Source organism: Pseudomonas sp. GW823-FHT02F05 (genome assembly GCF_058797315.1).
Window position 1 is genome coordinate 273,466 of sequence record NZ_JBXAJM010000002.1, and the last position, 18,636, is coordinate 292,101.

At 59.4% G+C, this 18,636-nt stretch carries 16 protein-coding genes; 8 read left to right on the forward strand and 8 right to left on the reverse strand.

All coding sequences use genetic code 11. The features are described 5' to 3' along the window. Positions 1-23: 23 nt before the first annotated feature. On the reverse strand, positions 24-1,367 hold the full coding sequence (gene pssA, locus AC1RAC_RS03740) for a CDP-diacylglycerol--serine O-phosphatidyltransferase (protein WP_072448600.1): 1,344 nt from the start codon (positions 1,365-1,367) through the stop codon (positions 24-26). 124 nt (positions 1,368-1,491) lie between these two features. Between pssA and AC1RAC_RS03745 the strand changes: the two genes are divergently transcribed. Both AC1RAC_RS03745 and AC1RAC_RS03750 read left to right on the forward strand, forming a co-directional pair. Next, positions 1,492-2,055, forward strand: coding sequence for a TetR/AcrR family transcriptional regulator (locus tag AC1RAC_RS03745; RefSeq protein ID WP_492616268.1), 564 nt, complete (start codon positions 1,492-1,494; stop codon positions 2,053-2,055). 54 nt (positions 2,056-2,109) lie between these two features. Next, positions 2,110-2,589: a nuclear transport factor 2 family protein gene (locus AC1RAC_RS03750; protein ID WP_236281522.1), complete on the forward strand. Its 480-nt coding sequence runs from the start codon at positions 2,110-2,112 to the stop codon at positions 2,587-2,589. A gap of 172 nt (positions 2,590-2,761) precedes the next feature. Here AC1RAC_RS03750 and AC1RAC_RS03755 read toward each other — a convergent pair whose 3' ends face one another. Then, a complete protein-coding gene (locus AC1RAC_RS03755) occupies positions 2,762-3,919 on the reverse strand; it encodes a PQQ-dependent sugar dehydrogenase (RefSeq protein ID WP_198715210.1) in 1,158 nt (385 codons plus the stop codon). A 12-nt stretch (positions 3,920-3,931) separates the two neighbouring features. Further along, positions 3,932-4,240 carry a hypothetical protein gene (locus tag AC1RAC_RS03760; RefSeq protein ID WP_294165758.1) on the reverse strand — a complete coding sequence of 103 codons (309 nt, stop codon included), beginning with the start codon at positions 4,238-4,240 and terminating at the stop codon, positions 3,932-3,934. A 185-nt stretch (positions 4,241-4,425) separates the two neighbouring features. Here AC1RAC_RS03760 and ku point away from each other — a divergent pair, with 185 nt between their 5' ends. Then, positions 4,426-5,265: a non-homologous end joining protein Ku gene (gene ku, locus AC1RAC_RS03765; protein WP_034127353.1), complete on the forward strand. Its 840-nt coding sequence runs from the start codon at positions 4,426-4,428 to the stop codon at positions 5,263-5,265. A 24-nt stretch (positions 5,266-5,289) separates the two neighbouring features. Next, positions 5,290-7,809 (forward strand): DNA ligase D, encoded by a 2,520-nt coding sequence (gene ligD, locus AC1RAC_RS03770; protein WP_492616269.1) that lies wholly within the window; start codon positions 5,290-5,292, stop codon positions 7,807-7,809. Positions 7,810-7,827: 18 nt separating this feature from the next. Here the strand turns inward: ligD and lpxO are convergent, their stop codons facing one another. Next, the gene (gene lpxO, locus AC1RAC_RS03775; protein ID WP_014718362.1) at positions 7,828-8,727 is read right to left on the reverse strand and encodes a lipid A hydroxylase LpxO; all 900 of its coding nucleotides are present in this window, start codon (positions 8,725-8,727) and stop codon (positions 7,828-7,830) included. A 264-nt stretch (positions 8,728-8,991) separates the two neighbouring features. Then, on the reverse strand, positions 8,992-10,317 hold the full coding sequence (locus tag AC1RAC_RS03780) for a Wzz/FepE/Etk N-terminal domain-containing protein (protein ID WP_492616270.1): 1,326 nt from the start codon (positions 10,315-10,317) through the stop codon (positions 8,992-8,994). A 340-nt stretch (positions 10,318-10,657) separates the two neighbouring features. Between AC1RAC_RS03780 and AC1RAC_RS03785 the strand changes: the two genes are divergently transcribed. Continuing rightward, positions 10,658-11,044, forward strand: coding sequence for a TIGR03067 domain-containing protein (locus tag AC1RAC_RS03785; protein WP_034127350.1), 387 nt, complete (start codon positions 10,658-10,660; stop codon positions 11,042-11,044). Positions 11,045-11,362: 318 nt separating this feature from the next. On the opposite strand, the gene AC1RAC_RS03790 is transcribed toward AC1RAC_RS03785, so the two are convergent. Beyond that, complete coding sequence (locus AC1RAC_RS03790) at positions 11,363-12,175, reverse strand: class I SAM-dependent methyltransferase (RefSeq protein ID WP_057977274.1); 813 nt, start codon at positions 12,173-12,175, stop codon at positions 11,363-11,365. A 154-nt stretch (positions 12,176-12,329) separates the two neighbouring features. Here AC1RAC_RS03790 and AC1RAC_RS03795 point away from each other — a divergent pair, with 154 nt between their 5' ends. The 3 genes from AC1RAC_RS03795 to AC1RAC_RS03805 all read left to right on the forward strand — a co-directional run bounded on the left by AC1RAC_RS03795 (position 12,330) and on the right by AC1RAC_RS03805 (position 16,690). Further along, the gene (locus tag AC1RAC_RS03795; RefSeq protein WP_492616271.1) at positions 12,330-13,568 is read left to right on the forward strand and encodes an MFS transporter; all 1,239 of its coding nucleotides are present in this window, start codon (positions 12,330-12,332) and stop codon (positions 13,566-13,568) included. Positions 13,569-13,710: 142 nt separating this feature from the next. Then, on the forward strand, positions 13,711-15,297 hold the full coding sequence (locus AC1RAC_RS03800; protein WP_003191057.1) for an ABC-F family ATPase: 1,587 nt from the start codon (positions 13,711-13,713) through the stop codon (positions 15,295-15,297). Positions 15,298-15,517: 220 nt separating this feature from the next. After that, positions 15,518-16,690: an MFS transporter gene (locus tag AC1RAC_RS03805; RefSeq protein WP_054895935.1), complete on the forward strand. Its 1,173-nt coding sequence runs from the start codon at positions 15,518-15,520 to the stop codon at positions 16,688-16,690. Here AC1RAC_RS03805 and AC1RAC_RS03810 read toward each other — a convergent pair. Together AC1RAC_RS03810 and AC1RAC_RS03815 are read right to left on the reverse strand one after the other, a co-directional pair. After that, the gene (locus AC1RAC_RS03810; protein ID WP_034127346.1) at positions 16,684-17,721 is read right to left on the reverse strand and encodes an alpha/beta hydrolase family protein; all 1,038 of its coding nucleotides are present in this window, start codon (positions 17,719-17,721) and stop codon (positions 16,684-16,686) included. The two genes, AC1RAC_RS03805 and AC1RAC_RS03810, sit on opposite strands and share 7 nt — an antisense overlap. 191 nt (positions 17,722-17,912) lie before the next feature. Next, positions 17,913-18,524, reverse strand: coding sequence for an FMN-dependent NADH-azoreductase (locus AC1RAC_RS03815; RefSeq protein ID WP_492616272.1), 612 nt, complete (start codon positions 18,522-18,524; stop codon positions 17,913-17,915). Between the last annotated feature and the right edge of the window lie 112 nt (positions 18,525-18,636).

Genomic DNA, 18,636 nt, shown 5'->3' on the forward strand with positions numbered 1-18,636 from the left:
CTCCTAAGGCGGTGAAAACAGTCCTACAGAATACGGTACAGCAACCGCTCGATGCGCACTCGACTGACCCGGCGCAGGAACTTGCCCACCGCGGGTGGATAATCCACCAGCGTTTGCAACTGTTGGTAGCCCTCGATACGGGTTACGTGCTGGAAGATCTGGGCCAACTCGGTACGCCGCGGCGCTAGCCACTGCCCTTGTGGATCGTCGATCAGCAAGCCGTTTTCCAAATCGAGGCGAAACGCCCGAGGGTTGAGGTTGTTGCCGGTGAGCAAGGTGTAGCGCTCATCCACCCACATGCCCTTTAGATGGTAGGTGTTATCGCCGTCGCGCCATAAGTGCAGGTTCAACTGGCCGCTGTTGATCATCGGCTGATGCCGCTTGGCAAAGCGTCGCAGGCTGATCTCGTACAGGTACGGCAACGCCGCAATCACCTTGAAAGGTTCGGTGGGCGGAATGTAGAAATCGTTGGCGGTCTTGTCGCCCACCACGATGTCGATCTTCACACCGCGTGCCAGAGCGCGGTTGATCTCACGGGTCACCGGCAATGGGAGGTTGAAATACGGCGTGCAAATAGTCAGCTGCTGCTGGGCGCTGGCGATCAATTCGAGGATCACCCGGCTCAACGGGTTGTTCTTGCCGACGCCCAGCAATGGGCTGACCGACAGATGACCGTTGGGAAACTGGCCGGCCGTGGTGTCGTAGGCCGCATGCTTGAGACGGCTGCGCAGGTCGCCGATGTCGTTGCGCAGGCTGCGAGTGGTGGGCGGGTTCGGCAGGTCCAGGCGATGCACGGCCTTGGACGCCACCAGGCCGTGTTCCACCAGATGCTGCATCGAATCGGCCAAAGGTTGGCTATGGATCAGATGGTAACGGTCGAAGCGGTATTTATCGAACTTGTGCAGGTACACATTGTTCAGGCTGGCGCCGCTGTACAGCACGCTGTCATCGATCACGAAACCCTTGAGGTGCAACACGCCGAACAGCTCGCGGGTTTGCACCGGCACGCCGTACACCGGTACTTCGGTGGCGTGGCGCTGAGTCATCGCTTGGTACCAGGCGCTGTTGCCCGGTTGCTTGCCCGCGCCGATCAACCCGCGCTGGGCACGCAGCCAATCAACCATCACCACGATGTCCAGTTCGGGCCGTGCGGCCTTGGCGGCATGCAGCGCGTCGTAGATTTCCTGCCCCGCCTCATCCTGCTGCAAGTACAAGGCAACGATGTAGATACGCCGCGTGGCCTGGGCGATTTTCTCCAACAAGCAGCGACGGTAGGCGTCGGCGCTGGGCAGCACTTCAATGGCCTCGTTGGACAACGGGAAACCGCGCAGCTTGGGCAACAGGGAGCGTTTGAAGAACGACGGCATAGGGCTCGCAATGGGTCGAATCCGAAGAGGCCCAAAGCTTACACCATGAGGCTGCTCAGGTCTCGCAGTGGGCAATTCAAAAAACCGGTTGACCATGAAGAACGATCGTTCTACTGTGCGAAACATGAACGATATCACTCAGAATGAAACCCGCGACATCATCCTCGACGTCACCGAAAAATTGATCTATCGCCACGGCATTGCTGCCACCGGCATGGACTTACTGGTGAAAACCGCCGGGGTGTCGAGAAAGAGTATCTACCGCTACTTCGCCAACAAGGATGAGTTGGTGATTGCTGCCCTTCAACGCCGCGACGAGCGCTGGATGCAGTGGCTGCGCAGCGAAGTGGAACGCAGCGACGACAGCGGCCAGCGCCTGCTGGAGCTGTTCAGCGCGCTCAAGCGCTGGTTCGGCTCGGCGGACTTTCGCGGCTGCGCCTTTATCAACACCAGCGGTGAAACCGGCGACGCCCAAGACCCGGTGCGCCTGTTGGCCAAAGCCCATAAACGCAAACTGTTCAAGTACGCACTTGAACTGTGCCAAGCACATGGCATTCCCGACCCGGAGCAGCAGGCCGCGCAACTGCTGATCCTGATCGATGGTGCCATTACCGTCGCCCTGGTCATGGGTGATTCAACAGCTGCCGATAATGCGCAATGCATGGCGCGGACCTTACTGCAACTTTGAACTCACAGACCAGGCAACTTTCGACCCAACCTTAATTACTTTGAGGAGCCGCCCATGTCAGCCCAAGAAGACGTCCGTCCACCCCTGCCGCCGTTTACCCGCGATTCGGCCATCGAAAAAGTCCGCCTGGCGGAAGACGGCTGGAACTCCCGCGACCCACAACGCGTGTCTCTGGCCTACACCCTGGATACGAACTGGCGCAACCGCGCCGAATTTGCCCATAACCGCGAAGAAGCCAAGCAGTTCCTGAGCCGCAAATGGGCCAAGGAGCTGGATTATCGACTGATCAAGGAATTGTGGGCCTTCACCGATAACCGCATCGCCGTGCGCTATGCCTATGAATGGCACGATGATTCGGGTAACTGGTTTCGCTCGTACGGCAATGAGAACTGGGAGTTCGACGAGAACGGCTTGATGGCCAACCGCTTTGCCTGCATCAACGATATGCCGATCAAAGAGAGCGAGCGCAAGTTCCATTGGCCGCTGGGGCGGCGCCCGGATGAGCATCCCGGCCTGTCAGAGCTGGGGCTATAACCCCACTCTGCAGACCGAATGAGATCCAATGTGGGAGCTGGCTTGCCTAAGAAAGCGGTGGTGCAGTAACAGATTCAGCGCCTGAAACACCGCCTTCGCAGGCAAGCCAGCTCCCACACTTGGATCGCAGGGCATCAATTGGATCAGCGTCTGCTGTCAGCCCCACGTACGTTTAGTCCTGATTCAGCCCAACCCGATACAACACGCCGTCATCCTCATCGGTCAGCACATACAGAAAGCCATCCGGCCCCTGCCGCACATCGCGAATTCGCGCTTTCAATTCGCCCAACAAGCGTTCTTCGTGGATCACCTTGTCCCCCTCGAACTGCAACCGAATCAGCTCTTGGCTGGCCAGCGCGCCGATAAACAGGTTGTGCTGCCATGCCTTGAATCGGTCGGCGTCGTAGAACGCCATGCCACTGATGCCCGGCGATTTCTCCCAGACATGATGGGGCGCCACTGTGCCCTCTGCCGTTTTGCCCTTGGCTTCCGGAATCGGCAGCAGGGAATAGTTGATGCCATGGGTTGCCAACGGCCAACCGTAGTTCTTGCCGCGCTCGATGATATTGACTTCGTCGCCGCCACGGGGCCCGTGTTCATGTTCCCAGATCGTGCCGCTCCAGGGGTTCAGGGCCAGCCCCTGAGGGTTACGCTGCCCGTAGGACCAGATCTCCGGACGCACGCCGGGTTGACCGACGAAAGGGTTGTCGTCCGGCACGCGCCCATCCGGGTAGATGCGCACCACTTTACCTTGCAGCTTGTCCAGGTCCTGGGCCGTGGGGCGGTCGTTGTTCTCCCCGAGAGTCACGAACAGGTAGCCATCACGGTCGAAGGCCAAGCGCGAGCCAAAGTGGTTGCCAGTAGACAGCTTGGGCTCCTGGCGCAGTATCACCTTGAAGTCCTCCAAGCCGCTCAAGTCGGCCGCCAAACGCCCACGCCCTACGGCTGTGCCGGCCTTTCCACCCTCGCCGCCGCCTTCGGCGTACGACAGGTAAACCAGGCGGTCTTGCTTGAAGTCTGGCGACAGCACCACATCCAGCAACCCACCCTGCCCTTTGGCCCATACCTGCGGCACGCCCTTCAAGGGCGCAGACAGCTTGCCGTCCGGACTCACAAAACGCAGGTTTCCAGGCAGCTCAGTCACCAGGAAACCTTGCTGGTCCGGCAAAAATGCCAGTGCCCACGGATGGTCAAGGCCCTTGGCAACCGGCGTGGCGGTGATGCTGCCTTGCTCACTGGGGAACTGTTGGCTATCGGCGGCATACACCGCGCTCAACGGTAGCAACGCGCTGGCGCACAGGGCGGCTAGCAGGGTTTTACGTACAAACATAAGGCGAGATCCTTAGCGGCGATTGCCGTTGGCATCATAGGTGGGCGCTTTGGGTGCGGTGGCCGGTGGGCTGGGGGCCGCCTCCTGCTTGGGGTAGCGGTTGCCGATGCCGCCGTTTTCCAGCGTCGGCCGCGGGTTTGCCGGGACAGGCTGGATACTGCGTACCGCCGGTGTATTGGGCTGGGTGCCCTGCATGCTATTGGGGTTGGCCCGGTGAATAGGGCCGTAGTCGTTACGCCCTGGCAGGTTTTGCGCCTGGGCCAATGGCGCAAGGGCCAGGCCCAGCGCCAGTGCTGCAAGATGACGTACACAAGGGTTCATGGCCAAACCTCTCTATGCCAAGTACTACGTGCTTTCGATAACACGCTACGCCGTGGGTTCGCGTTGTGACACTAAATAGTTTCTCATCAGGTGTAACACGATCTGTCCGAGCATCTATCCGCCGAAACTTTTGCCGTGCTCTGCGAGTCACCAGCACACAGGCTCTTCGTTGAGGAATAACACCTATGCCACGGGCAATCTGGAAAGGCGCCATCAGTTTCGGCTTGGTTCACATCCCGGTATCGCTGGTCTCGGCGACCTCTTCACAAGGCGTCGACTTCGACTGGCTGGACAAGCGCAGCATGGACCCGGTGGGCTATAAGCGCATCAACAAAACCACCGGCAAGGAAGTCACCAAAGACAATATCGTCAAGGGCGTGGCCTTTGAAAAAGGACGCTATGTGGTGCTCAGCGAAGACGAAATTCGCTCGGCACACCCCAAGTCCACCCAGACCATCGAAATCATCGCCTTCGTCGCCAGCGACCAGATCCCCCTGCAAAACATCGACACGCCCTACTTTCTCGCCCCGGATAAACGCGGCGGCAAGGTCTATGCATTGCTGCGCGAAGCGCTGAAAAAAACCGGCAAGGTCGCCCTGGCCAATGTGGTGCTGCACACCAAGCAGCATCTGGCTGCGTTGATGCCGCTGGAGTCGGCGCTGGTGCTGGTCATGCTGCGCTGGCCCGCCGAAGTGCGCAGCCTGGATGAGTTGGAGTTGGGCAGCGATGTGACAAAGCCGACCCTGGCCAAAGGTGAATTGGACATGGCCAAGCGCCTGGTGGAAGACATGAGCGCCGATTGGCAGCCCGATGAGTACCGTGACAGCTTCCAGGACAAGATCAGGGCGCTGGTGGCGAAGAAGGCCAAGGCCGGCAAGATCGAAGATGTGGAAACGGCCGAAGGCGGCGAAGAGCGAAAATCCGCGGATGTCATCGACCTGACGGAACTGCTCAAACGCAGCCTGGCGGGTAAACCTGCGGCGAAAAAGAGCGCCGCGAAAAAGTCCAATAACAAGGCCTCTTGAGCCTGCCATTGACGGGAGAACGACATGGCAAAGCCCCTGAGCGAGTACAACCGCAAGCGCGATTTCAAGATCACCGCCGAACCCGCAGGCAGCTCACCCGCCAGCAAACGTACCGCTTCGGCCCTGAGCTTTGTGATTCAAAAGCATGATGCGCGCAACCTGCATTACGACTTTCGCCTGGAACTGGATGGCGTGCTGTTGAGCTGGGCGGTGCCCAAGGGCCCAAGCCTGGACCCGAGCCAGAAACGCCTGGCGGTGCATGTTGAAGACCACCCACTGAGCTATGGCAGTTTCGAGGGCAGTATCCCCACCGGCCAATACGGTGCGGGGGATGTAATCGTGTGGGACCGAGGCATCTGGCAACCCCACGATGACCCGCGCAAAGCCTACGCGGCGGGTAAACTCAAATTCACCTTGGTGGGTGAGAAACTCTCCGGTGATTGGGCGCTGGTACGTACCCGCCTCAAGGGCAGCGGTGACAAGGAGCAGTGGCTGTTGATCAAGGAAAACGATCAGCAGGCGCGCCCGGCCTCTGAGTTCGATATTGTCGAGGCCGAGCCCGCCAGCGTGCTCAGCGACGCGGTCGTGGGCAAGCCAAAAGCCAAGGCCAAGGCCAAACCCAAGGCCGCGCCAAAAGCCAAAGCGCCCAAGCGCAACGCTGCGCTGCCTGACGAGTTTGCCCCCCAACTGGCAACCTTGGTCGACCGCGCCCCCGAGGGTGATTGGCGCTACGAAATCAAGTTCGACGGCTACCGCATCATGGCGCGCATTCGCGACGGTGAAGTGCGCCTGTTCACCCGCAACGGCCACGACTGGACCGAGCGCCTGCCGCGTCAGTGCAAAGCCTTGCAAGCGCTCAAGCTCAAAGACAGTTGGCTGGATGGCGAAGTGGTCAGCCTCAATGGCGACGGGCTGCCGGATTTCCAGGCGCTGCAAAACGCATTCGATATCGGCCGCAGCCTGGACATCGTCTATTACCTGTTCGATGCACCCTTTTTGAATGGCCGCGACCAGCGCGAAGACCCGGTCGAGGAGCGTCGGGCTGCGCTTAAATCCGCACTGTCCGCCAGCCGAAGCAAACTGCTGCGCTTCTCCGAAGCCTTTGCCGCCAGCCAGCGCGATATTTTCGAGAGCGCCTGTGACCTGTCGCTCGAAGGCGTGATCGGCAAGCGCGCCGGCAGCCCCTACGTGTCGCGGCGCAGTGCCGACTGGATCAAGCTCAAATGCCGCCTGCGCCAGGAGTTCGTGATTGTCGGCTACACCCGCCCCCAAGGTTCGCGCAGCGGCTTTGGGGCGCTGCTGCTGGCGGTCAACGATGACACCGGCCTGGTCTATGCCGGGCGCGTGGGCACGGGCTTTGATCAGGCGGCGCTGAAAACCATCTATGCCAAGCTGACGCCGCTCGAGCGCAAGGACTCGCCACTGCAAAAGCCATTGACCAGTGCCCAGGCCCGCGGCGTGCATTGGGTTGAGCCGAGCCTGGTAGGCGAAGTGCAATTTGCCGAATGGACCCGTGAAGGCGTGGTGCGCCAGGCCGCGTTTGTGAGCCTGCGCACCGACAAGCCAGCCTCGCAGATCATTCATGAACAGCCGCGCGCGGCCAAGTCGGTCAAGGCACCGCAGGCATCGAAAGCCGGTAAAGCGCAGGCAACGGTGAAGAACGTGAAAATCACTCACCCCGAGCGCATTATCGACAAGCACAGCGGCACGCAAAAACAGCAATTGGCACAGTTCTACACCGATATCAGCGAATGGATCCTGCCCTTTCTGCGCGCACGTGCCGTGTCCCTGCTGCGCGCGCCGGAAGGGATCGAAGGTGAGCAGTTCTTCCAGAAACACTCAGAGCGCATGGCAATCCCCCACATCAAGCAATTGGACCCGGCGCTGGATCCAGGCCATGCGCGCCTGATGGAAATAGACAGCGTGGAAGCCCTGGTCGGCGCGGTGCAAATGGGTACGGTCGAGTTTCACACCTGGGGCGCTACCGCAGACAAGATTGAAACGCCCGACCTGTTCGTGCTCGATCTCGATCCGGACCCGACCTTGCCCTGGAAAGCCATGCTGGAAGCGGCCCAACTGACTCTGTCGGTACTTGATGAGCTGGGCTTGCAGGCTTTCGTCAAAACCAGCGGCGGCAAGGGCCTGCACTTGATCGTGCCATTGGCCCGGCGCGATAACTGGGACACCGTCAAGGCATTCGCCAAAGCCATTGCCCAATTCATGACCCGCCAACTGCCCGAACGCTTTACCGCCACCAGTGGCCCCAAGAACCGCGTGGGCAAGATCTTTATCGATTACCTGCGTAACGCCCGCGGCGCCAGTACCGTGGCGGCGTATTCAGTGCGGGCACGCCCGGGCTTGCCAGTGTCGGTGCCGGTGAGTCGAGAGGAGTTGAAAGGATTGCGCGGCGCCCAACAGTGGACAGTGGCGAACCTGCACCAACGGTTGCAGGCCTTGAAGGACGACCCGTGGGTGGGGTATGCCAATCGGCAGAAGATCAGCAAAAAAATGTGGGACAAGTTGGGCGCGCAACCCCCTGGGTGATCCGCGCCCTGAGCCAGGTCAGATAAGAATGAAGATCAGCGCCAGACCGGCAAAGATCGCCCACTTTTCCAGGTAGTAGCGCGTGCGGTTGCGCTTTTTGAGCTCCTTGCCACGCAGGCGAATCTTGTACAGCCGGGTGAAGGCACGGTTGAGGCCGCCGGTCTTGTCACCCTCATCGTTGGGCGAACCTGCGGCCGCCATCACATTGCGGCTGAACCAACGATTGAACGCAGCCGCCCAGCGGTACTTCATCGGCCGTTCGATATCACAGAACAGTATGATGCGGTTCTGTTGGGTGGTGTTTTCCGCGTAGTGAATGTAGGTCTCGTCGAACATCACCGGCTCGCCGTCGCGCCAGTAATAGCTTTCGCCGTCCACGTTGATGTAGCAGCCTGGATCGTTAGGCGTATCCAGCCCCAGGTGATAGCGGTACGAGCCCGCATACGGGTCGCGGTGACGCACCAGCTTGGAGCCCGGTGGCAGCTCGGCGAACATCGCGGCCTTGATCGAGCCGATGCTTTGCACCAGCTCGGTGGTGCGTGGGCACAGCTTCATCGCCGAGGGGTGACTGTCGCCGTACCACTTGAGGTAGAAACGCTTCCAGCCGGTCTTGAAAAACGAGTTGAACCCTACGTCGTTGTATTGCTCCGAGCGTTTGATCTCACCCGCCCGCATCAGATTCTGGCCTTCTTCGCGGATCTCTTCCCAGTGCTCCTGCAATGGGCTCAGGTCTGGAAAGTCGCTGGGCGAAAGGTAGGGACGGCTGGGCTGCTTGGAGAACAGGTACAGGAAACAGTTGATCGGCGCCAGGAACGTCGAGTGATCACTAAGCTGGCGACCCAGCTTGTGTCGCACCCGACCACGCAGGTGTACATACGCAATGGAAGCAACGTAGAGAGCAACAATGATGAGTTTCAAGGGATTCGTCACACGTCAGGGAGAGAACAGGCTGCTCCTGCGGGCCCACAACGGCCGAGGATGGATAAGCAGCACCTGAAATCACAATTCACATACAGGTGACACGGCCGGCGGGATAACCGCCTGCGTGCGACCATTGGCAGTTATTTAGCCACACTTTGTAACCAAAGGTTAACTAAGAATTGTGAAAAGCTGTCTATTGAGTGTGCTGGGGGTAGGAGCAGGCAGGCCCTTGAGCCTGCCTGTTTGAGGGCGTTTGAAGGGTTAAAGCGGCGAATCTTTACCCTCGCGGCGATCCCCTAATGCCGTATAGGGCAAGGCCTGAGTGCGGCTGCGAACGAAGTAGCGGATCAGCGCAATCATCAGGCCCAGCAGCAGACCTCCGACAAGGCTCAACGCGATAACCAGCGGCTTTTTCGGCTTGATCGGCGACAGAGGCTCCTGGGCTCGACGGTCAATGGTCACCAGCTTGAGGTTGCTCATATCGATATTCAAACCACGCAACCTGGCGACTTCAGCGCGAAGCGGCTCGACGTCCTGCAAGAAGATGTCTTCATTGCCACGCTTGCGCAGTACCTCAACCTCGCGGTTGCTTTCCAACAGTTGCAAGTCTTTGCCGATCTCGGCAATGCGCGGGTTGGTGAAATCGTCGCTGGTACGCTGCTGCAATGCAGCGCGTTCGGCTTCCAGCGCCTCGGTCCCCATGAAATACAGCGGGATCTTCTGGTTGTTCACCTCGGTCCGCATGACCTGGCTCGAACCCGTGCGGGTGGAGTCGGCCATAGAGGACGGCGTTGTTGGTGTACGAATGCCCATGGACTTGGCAATGCTGATCGCTTCGGCCAACTCGGCCAAGCGGTTGGTGCGCTCCATCTTCATTTGCAAGCGCAAAGCGCTGAGCTCGTCCTGCAATTGGGCACGCTTGAGCCGGTCAGCTTCCAACAGCTTGGCGATTTTCGATTCTTTATCGGTATCGTAATTGGCGCGGGCAGCGTCGATCTTGCCCTTGAGCTCGCTCAAGCGGTTATTGACGATAACCTTCAGGTCCGCACCCACCTGCTGACGCTCGGCGGCGATGGCGTAATCCACAAAACCGTTGAGGATCGCCACACCATCGACGTCGGTCGGGTATTGCAGCTCCAGACGGATATAACTGCTCAACGAATCGGACTTCTTGGGGTCAGGCAAAATCAGATTGACGGAATTGCGGTTGAACGCCTCAAAGCTCTGCTCAAGGGTTTGCCCCGGTTTCTTGAACGCCTTGAACAACTCCTCATGATCCTTGAAGAACCCCAGGCGCGCATCATAGGAATCCAACTGCGCGCCCACCTTGAGCAGCGCATCGGCAGGCGGCAACTTATATACTTCCGAACGGTTCAAGGCGTCCAACTCGTTGATAGCCGCAGGCCGTAACACACTGCTGACCTCATAGGTCTTGGGTGCCAGGAAGGCATAACCTGCGCCTAATACCCCGGCCAGAAGCGTACACCCGACCACCAGCTTTTTTTGTCGCCAGATGGCGTGAAACAATTCAAATAAATCAATTTCATCAGACGCTGCGGAAGGCGGAAGCGGGGAAGTACGATTCAAAATAAGAACACCTTAAAATAATACTAAAAGGCCATCATTCTCAGAAGTCTGAATGACTTCAAAAATCAGGGACAACGCCCTGGATACGGCAGACCAGTGGCGATGTGACCACTCAGTCCCCTGAAATATCCCACAAACTTAGGGATTATTTCGGTTTCATTTCGGTGAGTAAGCCAAATCACACAGCCATGTCAGACTGATCTGTCTGCAAGCGTAGTCAATCCAACATGAAAAAGCTGTCAAATACCTGTCTTATAAAGAAAAAAATTTCGCCTACAGGTGGAACAGTGTCAGCCTCACTACAATTGAACATTTTTTTGAACAGCAATAAGGAGTTTGCATGTCACCCCTTTCCGCTTCGGACTTTCGCGCACTGCAAGGCACTTGGGAACAAACAGCCCTTGAAGACAGTGGCGTGCTCAACCCCGTGGATGCCCACAGCGCGCCGGGAGCAACGACGACAATTGCGGGGGATCGATTCGAAGTGACCACGGTCAGTGGCGAAATATTGCTGGCGGGTCGGTTCGAGCTGGACGCCAGTACCACGCCCAAAAGCATCACCTGGACGGACGCCATCGGCGAAGATGCAGGCAAGCAACTCCCCGCCAGTTACCGGCTCGACGGCGATGATTTCGTGTTTATCGCAGCGGATGAGGGCATGCCCAGGCCCACCGTGTTCAGCACCGGCCCGGGGCAAACCATGCGCACCTTTGTGCGGCGGTCTTGATCAAATGTGGGAGCTGGCTTGCCTGCGATAGCAGTGGGTCAGTCAACTAATCTGTCACTGATACACCGCTATCGCAGGCAAGCCAGCTCCCACATGTTGGAACGCGGGGCGTCAGGCAGATAGGCGGTGGCTGGCAGGCCGTTACGGGAGCAAGCTCCCTCGCCACAGGTGGACATATAAGACGTGGCTATCCGATTTGATCACGGCATTTTCACAAGGCCTTCACTTTTCGACCTATAAGGTCAGGCCTACCTACTCCAGTGAATCACTTGGCCCGCCCTCTCCTCGCGGGCCTTTTTTTGCGTGCGCAAACCTTGATTAGCCATTACGCCTGATCGCTGTCATGGTAAAGCACAGGGGCAGTTGCGCGGCCTGATGCTCATATTGATCGTAGAGTTCTTCCCGGTTGGAATGCGGGTATTCCTGCAAATGAGCGATCTGCATCTGCGCTGCGATAGCCCCGCTGACCACACTGCCCAGGGTATGTACATACCAATAGGAGGTCGGCCCGGGCCGCTCATCCTTCCCTTCATAGACAATTGCCTCCTGCAGCACAAAGGGTTCACGCTGGAAGTAAGAACTGGCAGGCAGCATAGGTTTGGCCCCACAGGGGTCAAACATCTCAAGAAAGGGATGGGTTTCGTACATGACCAACGTACCGCCGGGCTTCAGCACACTGGCAACCTGGCGCATGAACAACGCTACATCCGGCATCCAGCCCAGCACGCCGATGGTCACCAGGGCAATATCGAACCGTGCCTGCAAACGCTCGGGCAAATGGTGGATATCGGTCTCAATGAACTCAGGGCTGTGTGGCGAGGCCTCGGCCAACTCCCGCGCCTGTTCAAGAAACGCCCGGGATTGATCAACCCCCACCACCGAACGGGCGCCCAAGCCATACAACGAAAGGCTTTCGCGCCCGTTGTTGCAGCACAATTGCACCACGTCCTTGCCCACCACGCCGACCTCTTGCAGCAAGGTGGTGATGGTCGGGTCAAGGCAGGAAAAATCAGGCTCGGCTACCGAGTCCAGCAGTGCCGCCCAGGTCGCGGTGTCTTTATGCAACCCGGCGGATTCGTCCCAGGCATTTCTATTGCTGGCAATCGCCTCTTGCGCTGAGGGCATGTCCATTGCTTCTCCAGAAATTCATTCCAGTGGGCTTCGGAAAGTAAATTAAATGCGCGCAGGAGGAAACCCTGGCCCACCGCGAAACTTATCGCCCAGCCCACCGGTCATTATCCCAACGCGCGCTCAGCCCCTGAACGCCGCTCTTGAAGGTCGCACCGTGGCCCGTCATTCAGACCTGCGCATCGCTTTATCCCTGGACAGCCTGAACTTCTTTCTTGCCGATGTGCGCGACGGTCTCGGACCGTACCTGGCGATCTATCTGTTGGCCGTCCATCAATGGGAGCCGGCCAGCATTGGCGTGGTCATGACCCTCGCAGGCATCGCTGCCTTGCTGACCCAAGGCCCCGCGGGTGCGCTGATCGACCGCACTCGCAGCAAACGCGCGGTGGTTGCCATTGCCGCGCTATTGGTGACGGGCAGTTGCCTGATGCTGCCCTTCGTCAGTTCATTTGGCTGGGTGGCGCTGACCCAAGCTGCCAGCGCCGTAGCTGCCTCTGTCTTTGCTCCGGCAATTTCCGCCATTTCGCTGGGGATCACCGGGCCGCGTGCCTTCACCCGGCGTACCGGGCGCAACGAGACTTTCAACCATGCCGGCAATGCCGTGGCCGCATTGCTGGCCGGCGGGCTGGCCTACCTGTTCGGGCCGGTGGTGGTGTTCTACCTGATGGCGTTCATGGCCGTCGCCAGTGTCATTGCGGTCAGTTGCGTGCCGGCAAAGGCGATTGACCATGAGGTCGCCCGTGGTTTTGATCCGGCCCATCACACCGACCACGAACAGCCCTCGGGGCTTAACGCGCTGCTCACCAACCAACCGCTGCTACTGTTCGCCATCTGCTGCGCACTGTTTCACCTGGCCAATGCCGCGATGCTGCCGTTGGTCAGTCAGAAACTGGCGCAGATCAATCTGCAGATGGCTACCCCGCTGACTTCAGCCTGCATTGTCGCCGCACAGTTGGTGATGGTGCCGATGGCCTGGCTGGTCGGGCTCAAGGCCGATATCTGGGGGCGCAAGCCACTGCTGCTTGCCGGTTTCCTGATACTGCCGTTGCGTGGCGTGCTCTATACCCTATCCAGCGACCCATATTGGTTGGTAGCCGTGCAGATGCTCGACGGTATCGGCGCTGGTATTTTCGGCGCCCTGTTCCCGGTAATCGTCAAGGACCTTACCCAAGGCACTGGCCGCTTCAACGTCAGCCTGGGCGCCCTCTCCACCGTATTCGGCCTGGGCGCGGCACTCAGTAACAGCCTGGCCGGTTTCGTGGTGCAGCAGGCTGGCTACAACGCGGCCTTCCTGACGTTGGCAGCGGTTGCAGCCGCTGCCTTGATGCTGTTGTGGCTGGCTATGCCTGAGACATTGGCAAAACCATCCTTCGCTCGCCATACAACTGTCGCCTGACATATGCGACAATGCGCGCCAAATTCCAACACACATCCCCAATTTTGTGTTCAGCGACCGGGTTTCGCGCCTTGATGTCGCTGTTGACGCATGCCTGAAGGCACCTGCCGTCACGCTCGCAACCCATTGATAGGTAAAGTAATTGATCTCCACAGCTAACATCACCATGCAGTTCGGCGCCAAGCCGCTCTTCGAGAACGTCTCGGTCAAGTTCGGCGCCGGCAACCGCTATGGTCTGATCGGTGCCAACGGTTGCGGCAAGTCGACCTTCATGAAAATCCTCGGTGGCGACCTCGACCCGTCCGGCGGCCAGGTCATGCTGGAGCCGAATGTGCGCTTGGGTAAACTGCGCCAGGACCAGTTCGCCTACGAAGAATTCACCGTGCTCGACACCGTGATCATGGGCCACGAGGAGCTGTGGAAGGTCAAGGCCGAACGCGACCGCATCTACTCGCTGCCGGAAATGAGCGAAGAAGACGGCATGGCCGTGGCCGAGCTGGAAACCGAGTTCGCCGAGATGGACGGCTACACCGCCGAATCCCGCGCCGGCGAGCTGCTGCTGGGCCTGGGTATTCCCCTGGAACAGCATTTCGGCCCGATGAGCGAAGTGTCCCCCGGCTGGAAGCTGCGCGTACTGCTGGCCCAGGCGCTGTTCTCCGACCCGGAAGTGCTGTTGCTCGACGAACCGACCAACCACTTGGACATCAACACTATCCGCTGGCTGGAAAACATCCTGACCCAGCGCTCCAGCCTGATGATCATCATCTCTCACGACCGTCACTTCCTGAACAGCGTGTGCACCCACATGGCTGACCTGGACTACGGCGAGCTGCGCCTGTTCCCGGGCAACTACGACGAGTACATGACCGTGGCGACCCAGTCCCGCGAGCAATTGCTGTCGGACAACGCCAAGAAGAAAGCGCAGATTTCCGAACTGCAATCCTTCGTCAGCCGCTTCTCGGCCAACGCCTCGAAAGCCAAGCAGGCGACCTCCCGTGCCAAGGCGATCGACAAGATCCAGCTGGCCGAAGTCAAGCCGTCGAGCCGTGTGAGCCCGTTCATCCGTTTCGAGCAGAACAAAAAGCTGCACCGCCAGGCGGTCATGGTCGAAAAAATGGCCAAAGGTTTCGACGGCAAGCCGTTGTTCAAGGACTTCAGCTTCCAGGTTGAAGCGGGCGAGCGCGTGGCGATCATCGGCCCCAACGGTATCGGCAAGACCACCCTGCTGCGCACCCTGGTCAACGAACTGACCCCGGACGCCGGCAGCATCAAGTGGACCGACGCCGCCGAACTGGGCTACTACGCCCAGGACCACGCCCACGACTTCGAAGACGACGTGAGCCTGTTCGACTGGATGGGCCAGTGGACCCAAGGCGAGCAAATGATTCGCGGCACCCTGGGTCGTATGTTGTTCTCCAACGACGAGATCCAGAAGTCGGTCAAAGTGATCTCCGGTGGTGAACAAGGTCGCATGCTGTTCGGCAAGCTGATCCTGCAAAAGCCCAACGTGCTGATCATGGACGAACCGACCAACCACTTGGACATGGAATCCATCGAGGCGCTCAACCTGGCGCTGGAGAACTACCCGGGCACGCTGATCTTCGTCAGCCACGACCGCGAGTTCGTATCGTCCCTGGCCACCCGCATCATCGAGTTGAGCCCAAGCGGCGTGATCGACTTCAGCGGCACCTATGACGACTACCTGCGTAGCCAGGGTGTGGTGTTCTAAGAACAGCACTTAGCTGCAAGCAAAAGCCCTGTCCCTGTGACAGGGCTTTTTTGCATACGCTCTACTACTGTAGGAGCGAGCTTGCTCGCGAAAAACCTGAGGACGCCGCGCAGAATCAGGCAACCCGCGTTATCGTTGACGTTCTTCGCGAGCAAGCTCGCTCCTACAGTAATGCGGGATATGCCATGATGCTTTACCGCCCGCCAGCGATTGAGTACTCATGCCTGCCGCCCCCTCCTCCCTGTCGATCACCCTGCAGATCGTTTCCATCGTTTTCTACACCTTCATTGCCTTTATCTGCATCGGCCTGCCGATAGCGGTGATTCCAGGCTATGTGCACGAGCAACTGGGTTTCAGCGCCGTGGTGGCCGGGGTGACCATCGGTTCGCAGTACCTGGCCACGCTGCTCAGCCGTCCGATGGCCGGGCGGATGTCGGATAACGTCGGTACCAAACGCGCGATCGTGCTGGGCCTGGCCGGCATTCTGATCAGCGGTGTACTGACCTTTATCGCCACGCTGCTGGAAAGTCTGCCGAGCTTGAGCCTGGGTATTCTGATCGCCGGTCGCCTGTTACTCGGCGTGGCCCAGGGCCTGATTGGCGTGGGGACCATCAGTTGGTGCATGGGCGCGGTGGGCGCCGAGCACATCGCACGCTCGATTTCCTGGAATGGCATCGCCTCCTACGGCGCGATTGCGATTGGTGCGCCACTTGGCGTGGTGATGGTGGCTGATTACGGCTACACCAGCCTCGGTCTTGCCCTGACGGTGTTGGCGGCGTTGGGCCTGGTGCTGATCCGCAATAAACCGTCGGTGCCGGTGGTACGTGGCGAGCGGCTGCCGTTCTGGGCGGTGTTCGGGCGTATCGCACCATTCGGCGCCAGCCTGTGCCTGGCTTCGATTGGCTACGGCACGTTGACGACCTTTATCACCCTGTATTACCTGAATCGTGGCTGGGCCGGTGCGGCGTATTGCCTGACGGTATTTGGTGTGTGCTTTATTCTCTCGCGCCTGGTGTTTATCTCAGCCATCAGCCGGTTTGGCGGGTTCACCGCCGCCATCGCCTGCATGCTCATCGAAACCCTGGGCCTGACGCTGCTGTGGCTGGCACCGTCTACCAGCGTGGCCTTGATCGGCGCAGGGTTGACCGGTTTTGGTTTGTCACTGGTTTACCCGGCGCTCGGCGTGGAAGCTATCAAGCAAGTGCCGGACAGCAGCCGCGGCGCGGGGCTGAGTGCGTATGCGGTATTTTTCGACCTGGCCCTGGCGATCGCCGGGCCGTTGATGGGCGCCGTGGCGTTGAATCTTGGCTACGGCTGGATATTCTTCTGCGCCGCGTTGCTGTCGGTCAGCGCGCTCGCCCTGACCGTACTGCTCAGGCGCCGCGCCTACTGATCAGCCGTCTGCAGGCCGGCACGCGTTGCCTCACCGAGGGTGCGACTGAAAAAGCGCCCGGCCTCGGAGACCATATCGCGGTGAATCCCTTCACGGTCGACACCATCGGCATCGGTGCAGATGCCCGGCATTGTCGCCAGTTGATCACTGTCGCACGGGGCCATGAATACAAAGTGCCCTGCCCCGGCCAACAGCTTGAAGTCCGGCGGCTCTGGCAGTTTGCGCGCCAGGGCGGCGGCGTTTTTGTCCACTGCCACCAACTGGTCGCCATCGCCACTGTAGAGCAGCACTGGCACATGCACGTCCGCCAGGGTATGGCGGCCAAACATCAAGCTCAGCGGCGCCATCAGCATCAACGCATGGATGCGCGGGTCAGCCTGGGGTTGCAAGTCGTCGCGATCAACCACCAACTCGCCCTTGGTGGTGCACGCGTCGCGGTCTTCGGGGCGTTCCTGGCAGTAGCGGCGCAGACGTTCGAAATCCGGCTTGGCGCCCGCCAGGATCAATGCCGTTTCGCCACCGGCGGAATAACCGATGACGCCGATCTGATCGACATCGACAAAGGGCGACAGCATCGGATCGGCCAGGGTGGCGGTGATCGCCTGGGATATCTGGATCGGCCGGCCATACAGATTACTCACGGTGCCCAGGCGGCTGTGGTCCTTATAGTTGTCGCCGGGATGCAGCACCGCCACCACTACGAACCCCTTACGCACCAGTGACGTAGCCAGATCGTGCAGGGCCAGGGGCGTGCCGGTGTTGCCGTGAGATAGCATCAGCATCGGAAAACGGCCGATAGCAACCTTGGCATCTTCACTGGCCGCGACCTGATAGGCGCCCAGCGGCGTGGTGCGTTCGGTATCGGTGGAAGGGTAAAACGCGATGGCCTTCATCGGCTGCGAATCCAGCGGGTCGAGCACACTCATGCGATGAAACCCCACACTCCAATGGGGGTGCGGTGCCGGCGCGGCGTGCACTGAAACCAGGCCGCCCAACAGCGAAAGTACCAAAACAGCACAAAGACGCATCATGGGGACGTCCACCTTTGCTGCACAAGAACCGGCCTGTCGAATAAAAAGTCCAGGGTATCGAAGGGATGTGTGCATAACCTGGGCCACAACGAAAAAACTCCGTACTCCGCTCGCGTTCAGGCGATCAGAATACAGAGTTTAGGCGCTCGGTTTCAGAATGAAACCGAGGACAGGGCAAATTTACATAAGCCTTACGCAGCGGCGAACAGTTGCTCGTTGATGCGCACGTTGGCGTCGCTCATGGCTTTGCTGCGCACTTCATCACCGTAGGCCAGGCCTTCAGCGCGCACGATCTCAATGTCGGTGATGCCCAGGAAGCCGAACAGCAGCTTCAAGTAGCCTTCGTGGGCAGCGCCCGAAGCCTGGTCGGCATGCATGCCGCCGGCGGTGGAGACAATAATGACTTTTTTGTTGCCGCACAGGCCTTCAGGGCCGGCTTCGGAGTAACGGAAGGTCTGGCCGGCCACTGCGATGCGGTCGATCCAGGCTTTCAATTGGGTTGGGATGGTGAAGTTGTACATCGGCGCACCGACTACCACCGCATCGGCGGCGAGAAACTCAGCCAGCGACGATGCACTCAGTTCAGCCTCGTGCTTTTGCGCCGCATCGCGCAGTTCGGCAGCAGTGCCCAATGCGCCCAGGGTCGCGCCGGAGAAATGGTTGATGCCTTCGCTGGCGAGGTCGCGGTAGGTCACTTCCACACCCGGCTGGGCAGCTTGCCATGCCTTGACCACACCGGCGCTGAGCTGACGGGAGGCCGAGTTGTCGCCGAGGATGCTGGAATCGATGTGCAACAGTTTCATGATGGATCTCCGAGGTGGGATCGACAGTGGCGATCAGATGGTGGTGATGCTACGCATGAAACCAATGATCGATAAGCCAGCTGAAATGCGATAGTTTGTCCCACTGACAGGA

Bases quoted from the DNA above. Each gene is read 5' to 3' on its own strand.
- pssA (WP_072448600.1), bottom strand. From the start codon at position 1,367: ATGCCGTCGTTCTTCAAACGCTCCCTGTTGCCCAAGCTGCGCGGTTTC.
- AC1RAC_RS03755 (WP_198715210.1), bottom strand. From the start codon at position 3,919: ATGTTTGTACGTAAAACCCTGCTAGCCGCCCTGTGCGCCAGCGCGTTG.
- AC1RAC_RS03805 (WP_054895935.1), top strand. From the start codon at position 15,518: ATGCCTGCCGCCCCCTCCTCCCTGTCGATCACCCTGCAGATCGTTTCC.
- AC1RAC_RS03815 (WP_492616272.1), bottom strand. From the start codon at position 18,524: ATGAAACTGTTGCACATCGATTCCAGCATCCTCGGCGACAACTCGGCC.
- AC1RAC_RS03745 (WP_492616268.1), top strand. From the start codon at position 1,492: ATGAACGATATCACTCAGAATGAAACCCGCGACATCATCCTCGACGTC.
- AC1RAC_RS03810 (WP_034127346.1), bottom strand. From the start codon at position 17,721: ATGATGCGTCTTTGTGCTGTTTTGGTACTTTCGCTGTTGGGCGGCCTG.
- AC1RAC_RS03785 (WP_034127350.1), top strand. From the start codon at position 10,658: ATGTCACCCCTTTCCGCTTCGGACTTTCGCGCACTGCAAGGCACTTGG.
- AC1RAC_RS03790 (WP_057977274.1), bottom strand. From the start codon at position 12,175: ATGGACATGCCCTCAGCGCAAGAGGCGATTGCCAGCAATAGAAATGCC.
- ku (WP_034127353.1), top strand. From the start codon at position 4,426: ATGCCACGGGCAATCTGGAAAGGCGCCATCAGTTTCGGCTTGGTTCAC.
- AC1RAC_RS03750 (WP_236281522.1), top strand. From the start codon at position 2,110: ATGTCAGCCCAAGAAGACGTCCGTCCACCCCTGCCGCCGTTTACCCGC.
- AC1RAC_RS03760 (WP_294165758.1), bottom strand. From the start codon at position 4,240: ATGAACCCTTGTGTACGTCATCTTGCAGCACTGGCGCTGGGCCTGGCC.
- ligD (WP_492616269.1), top strand. From the start codon at position 5,290: ATGGCAAAGCCCCTGAGCGAGTACAACCGCAAGCGCGATTTCAAGATC.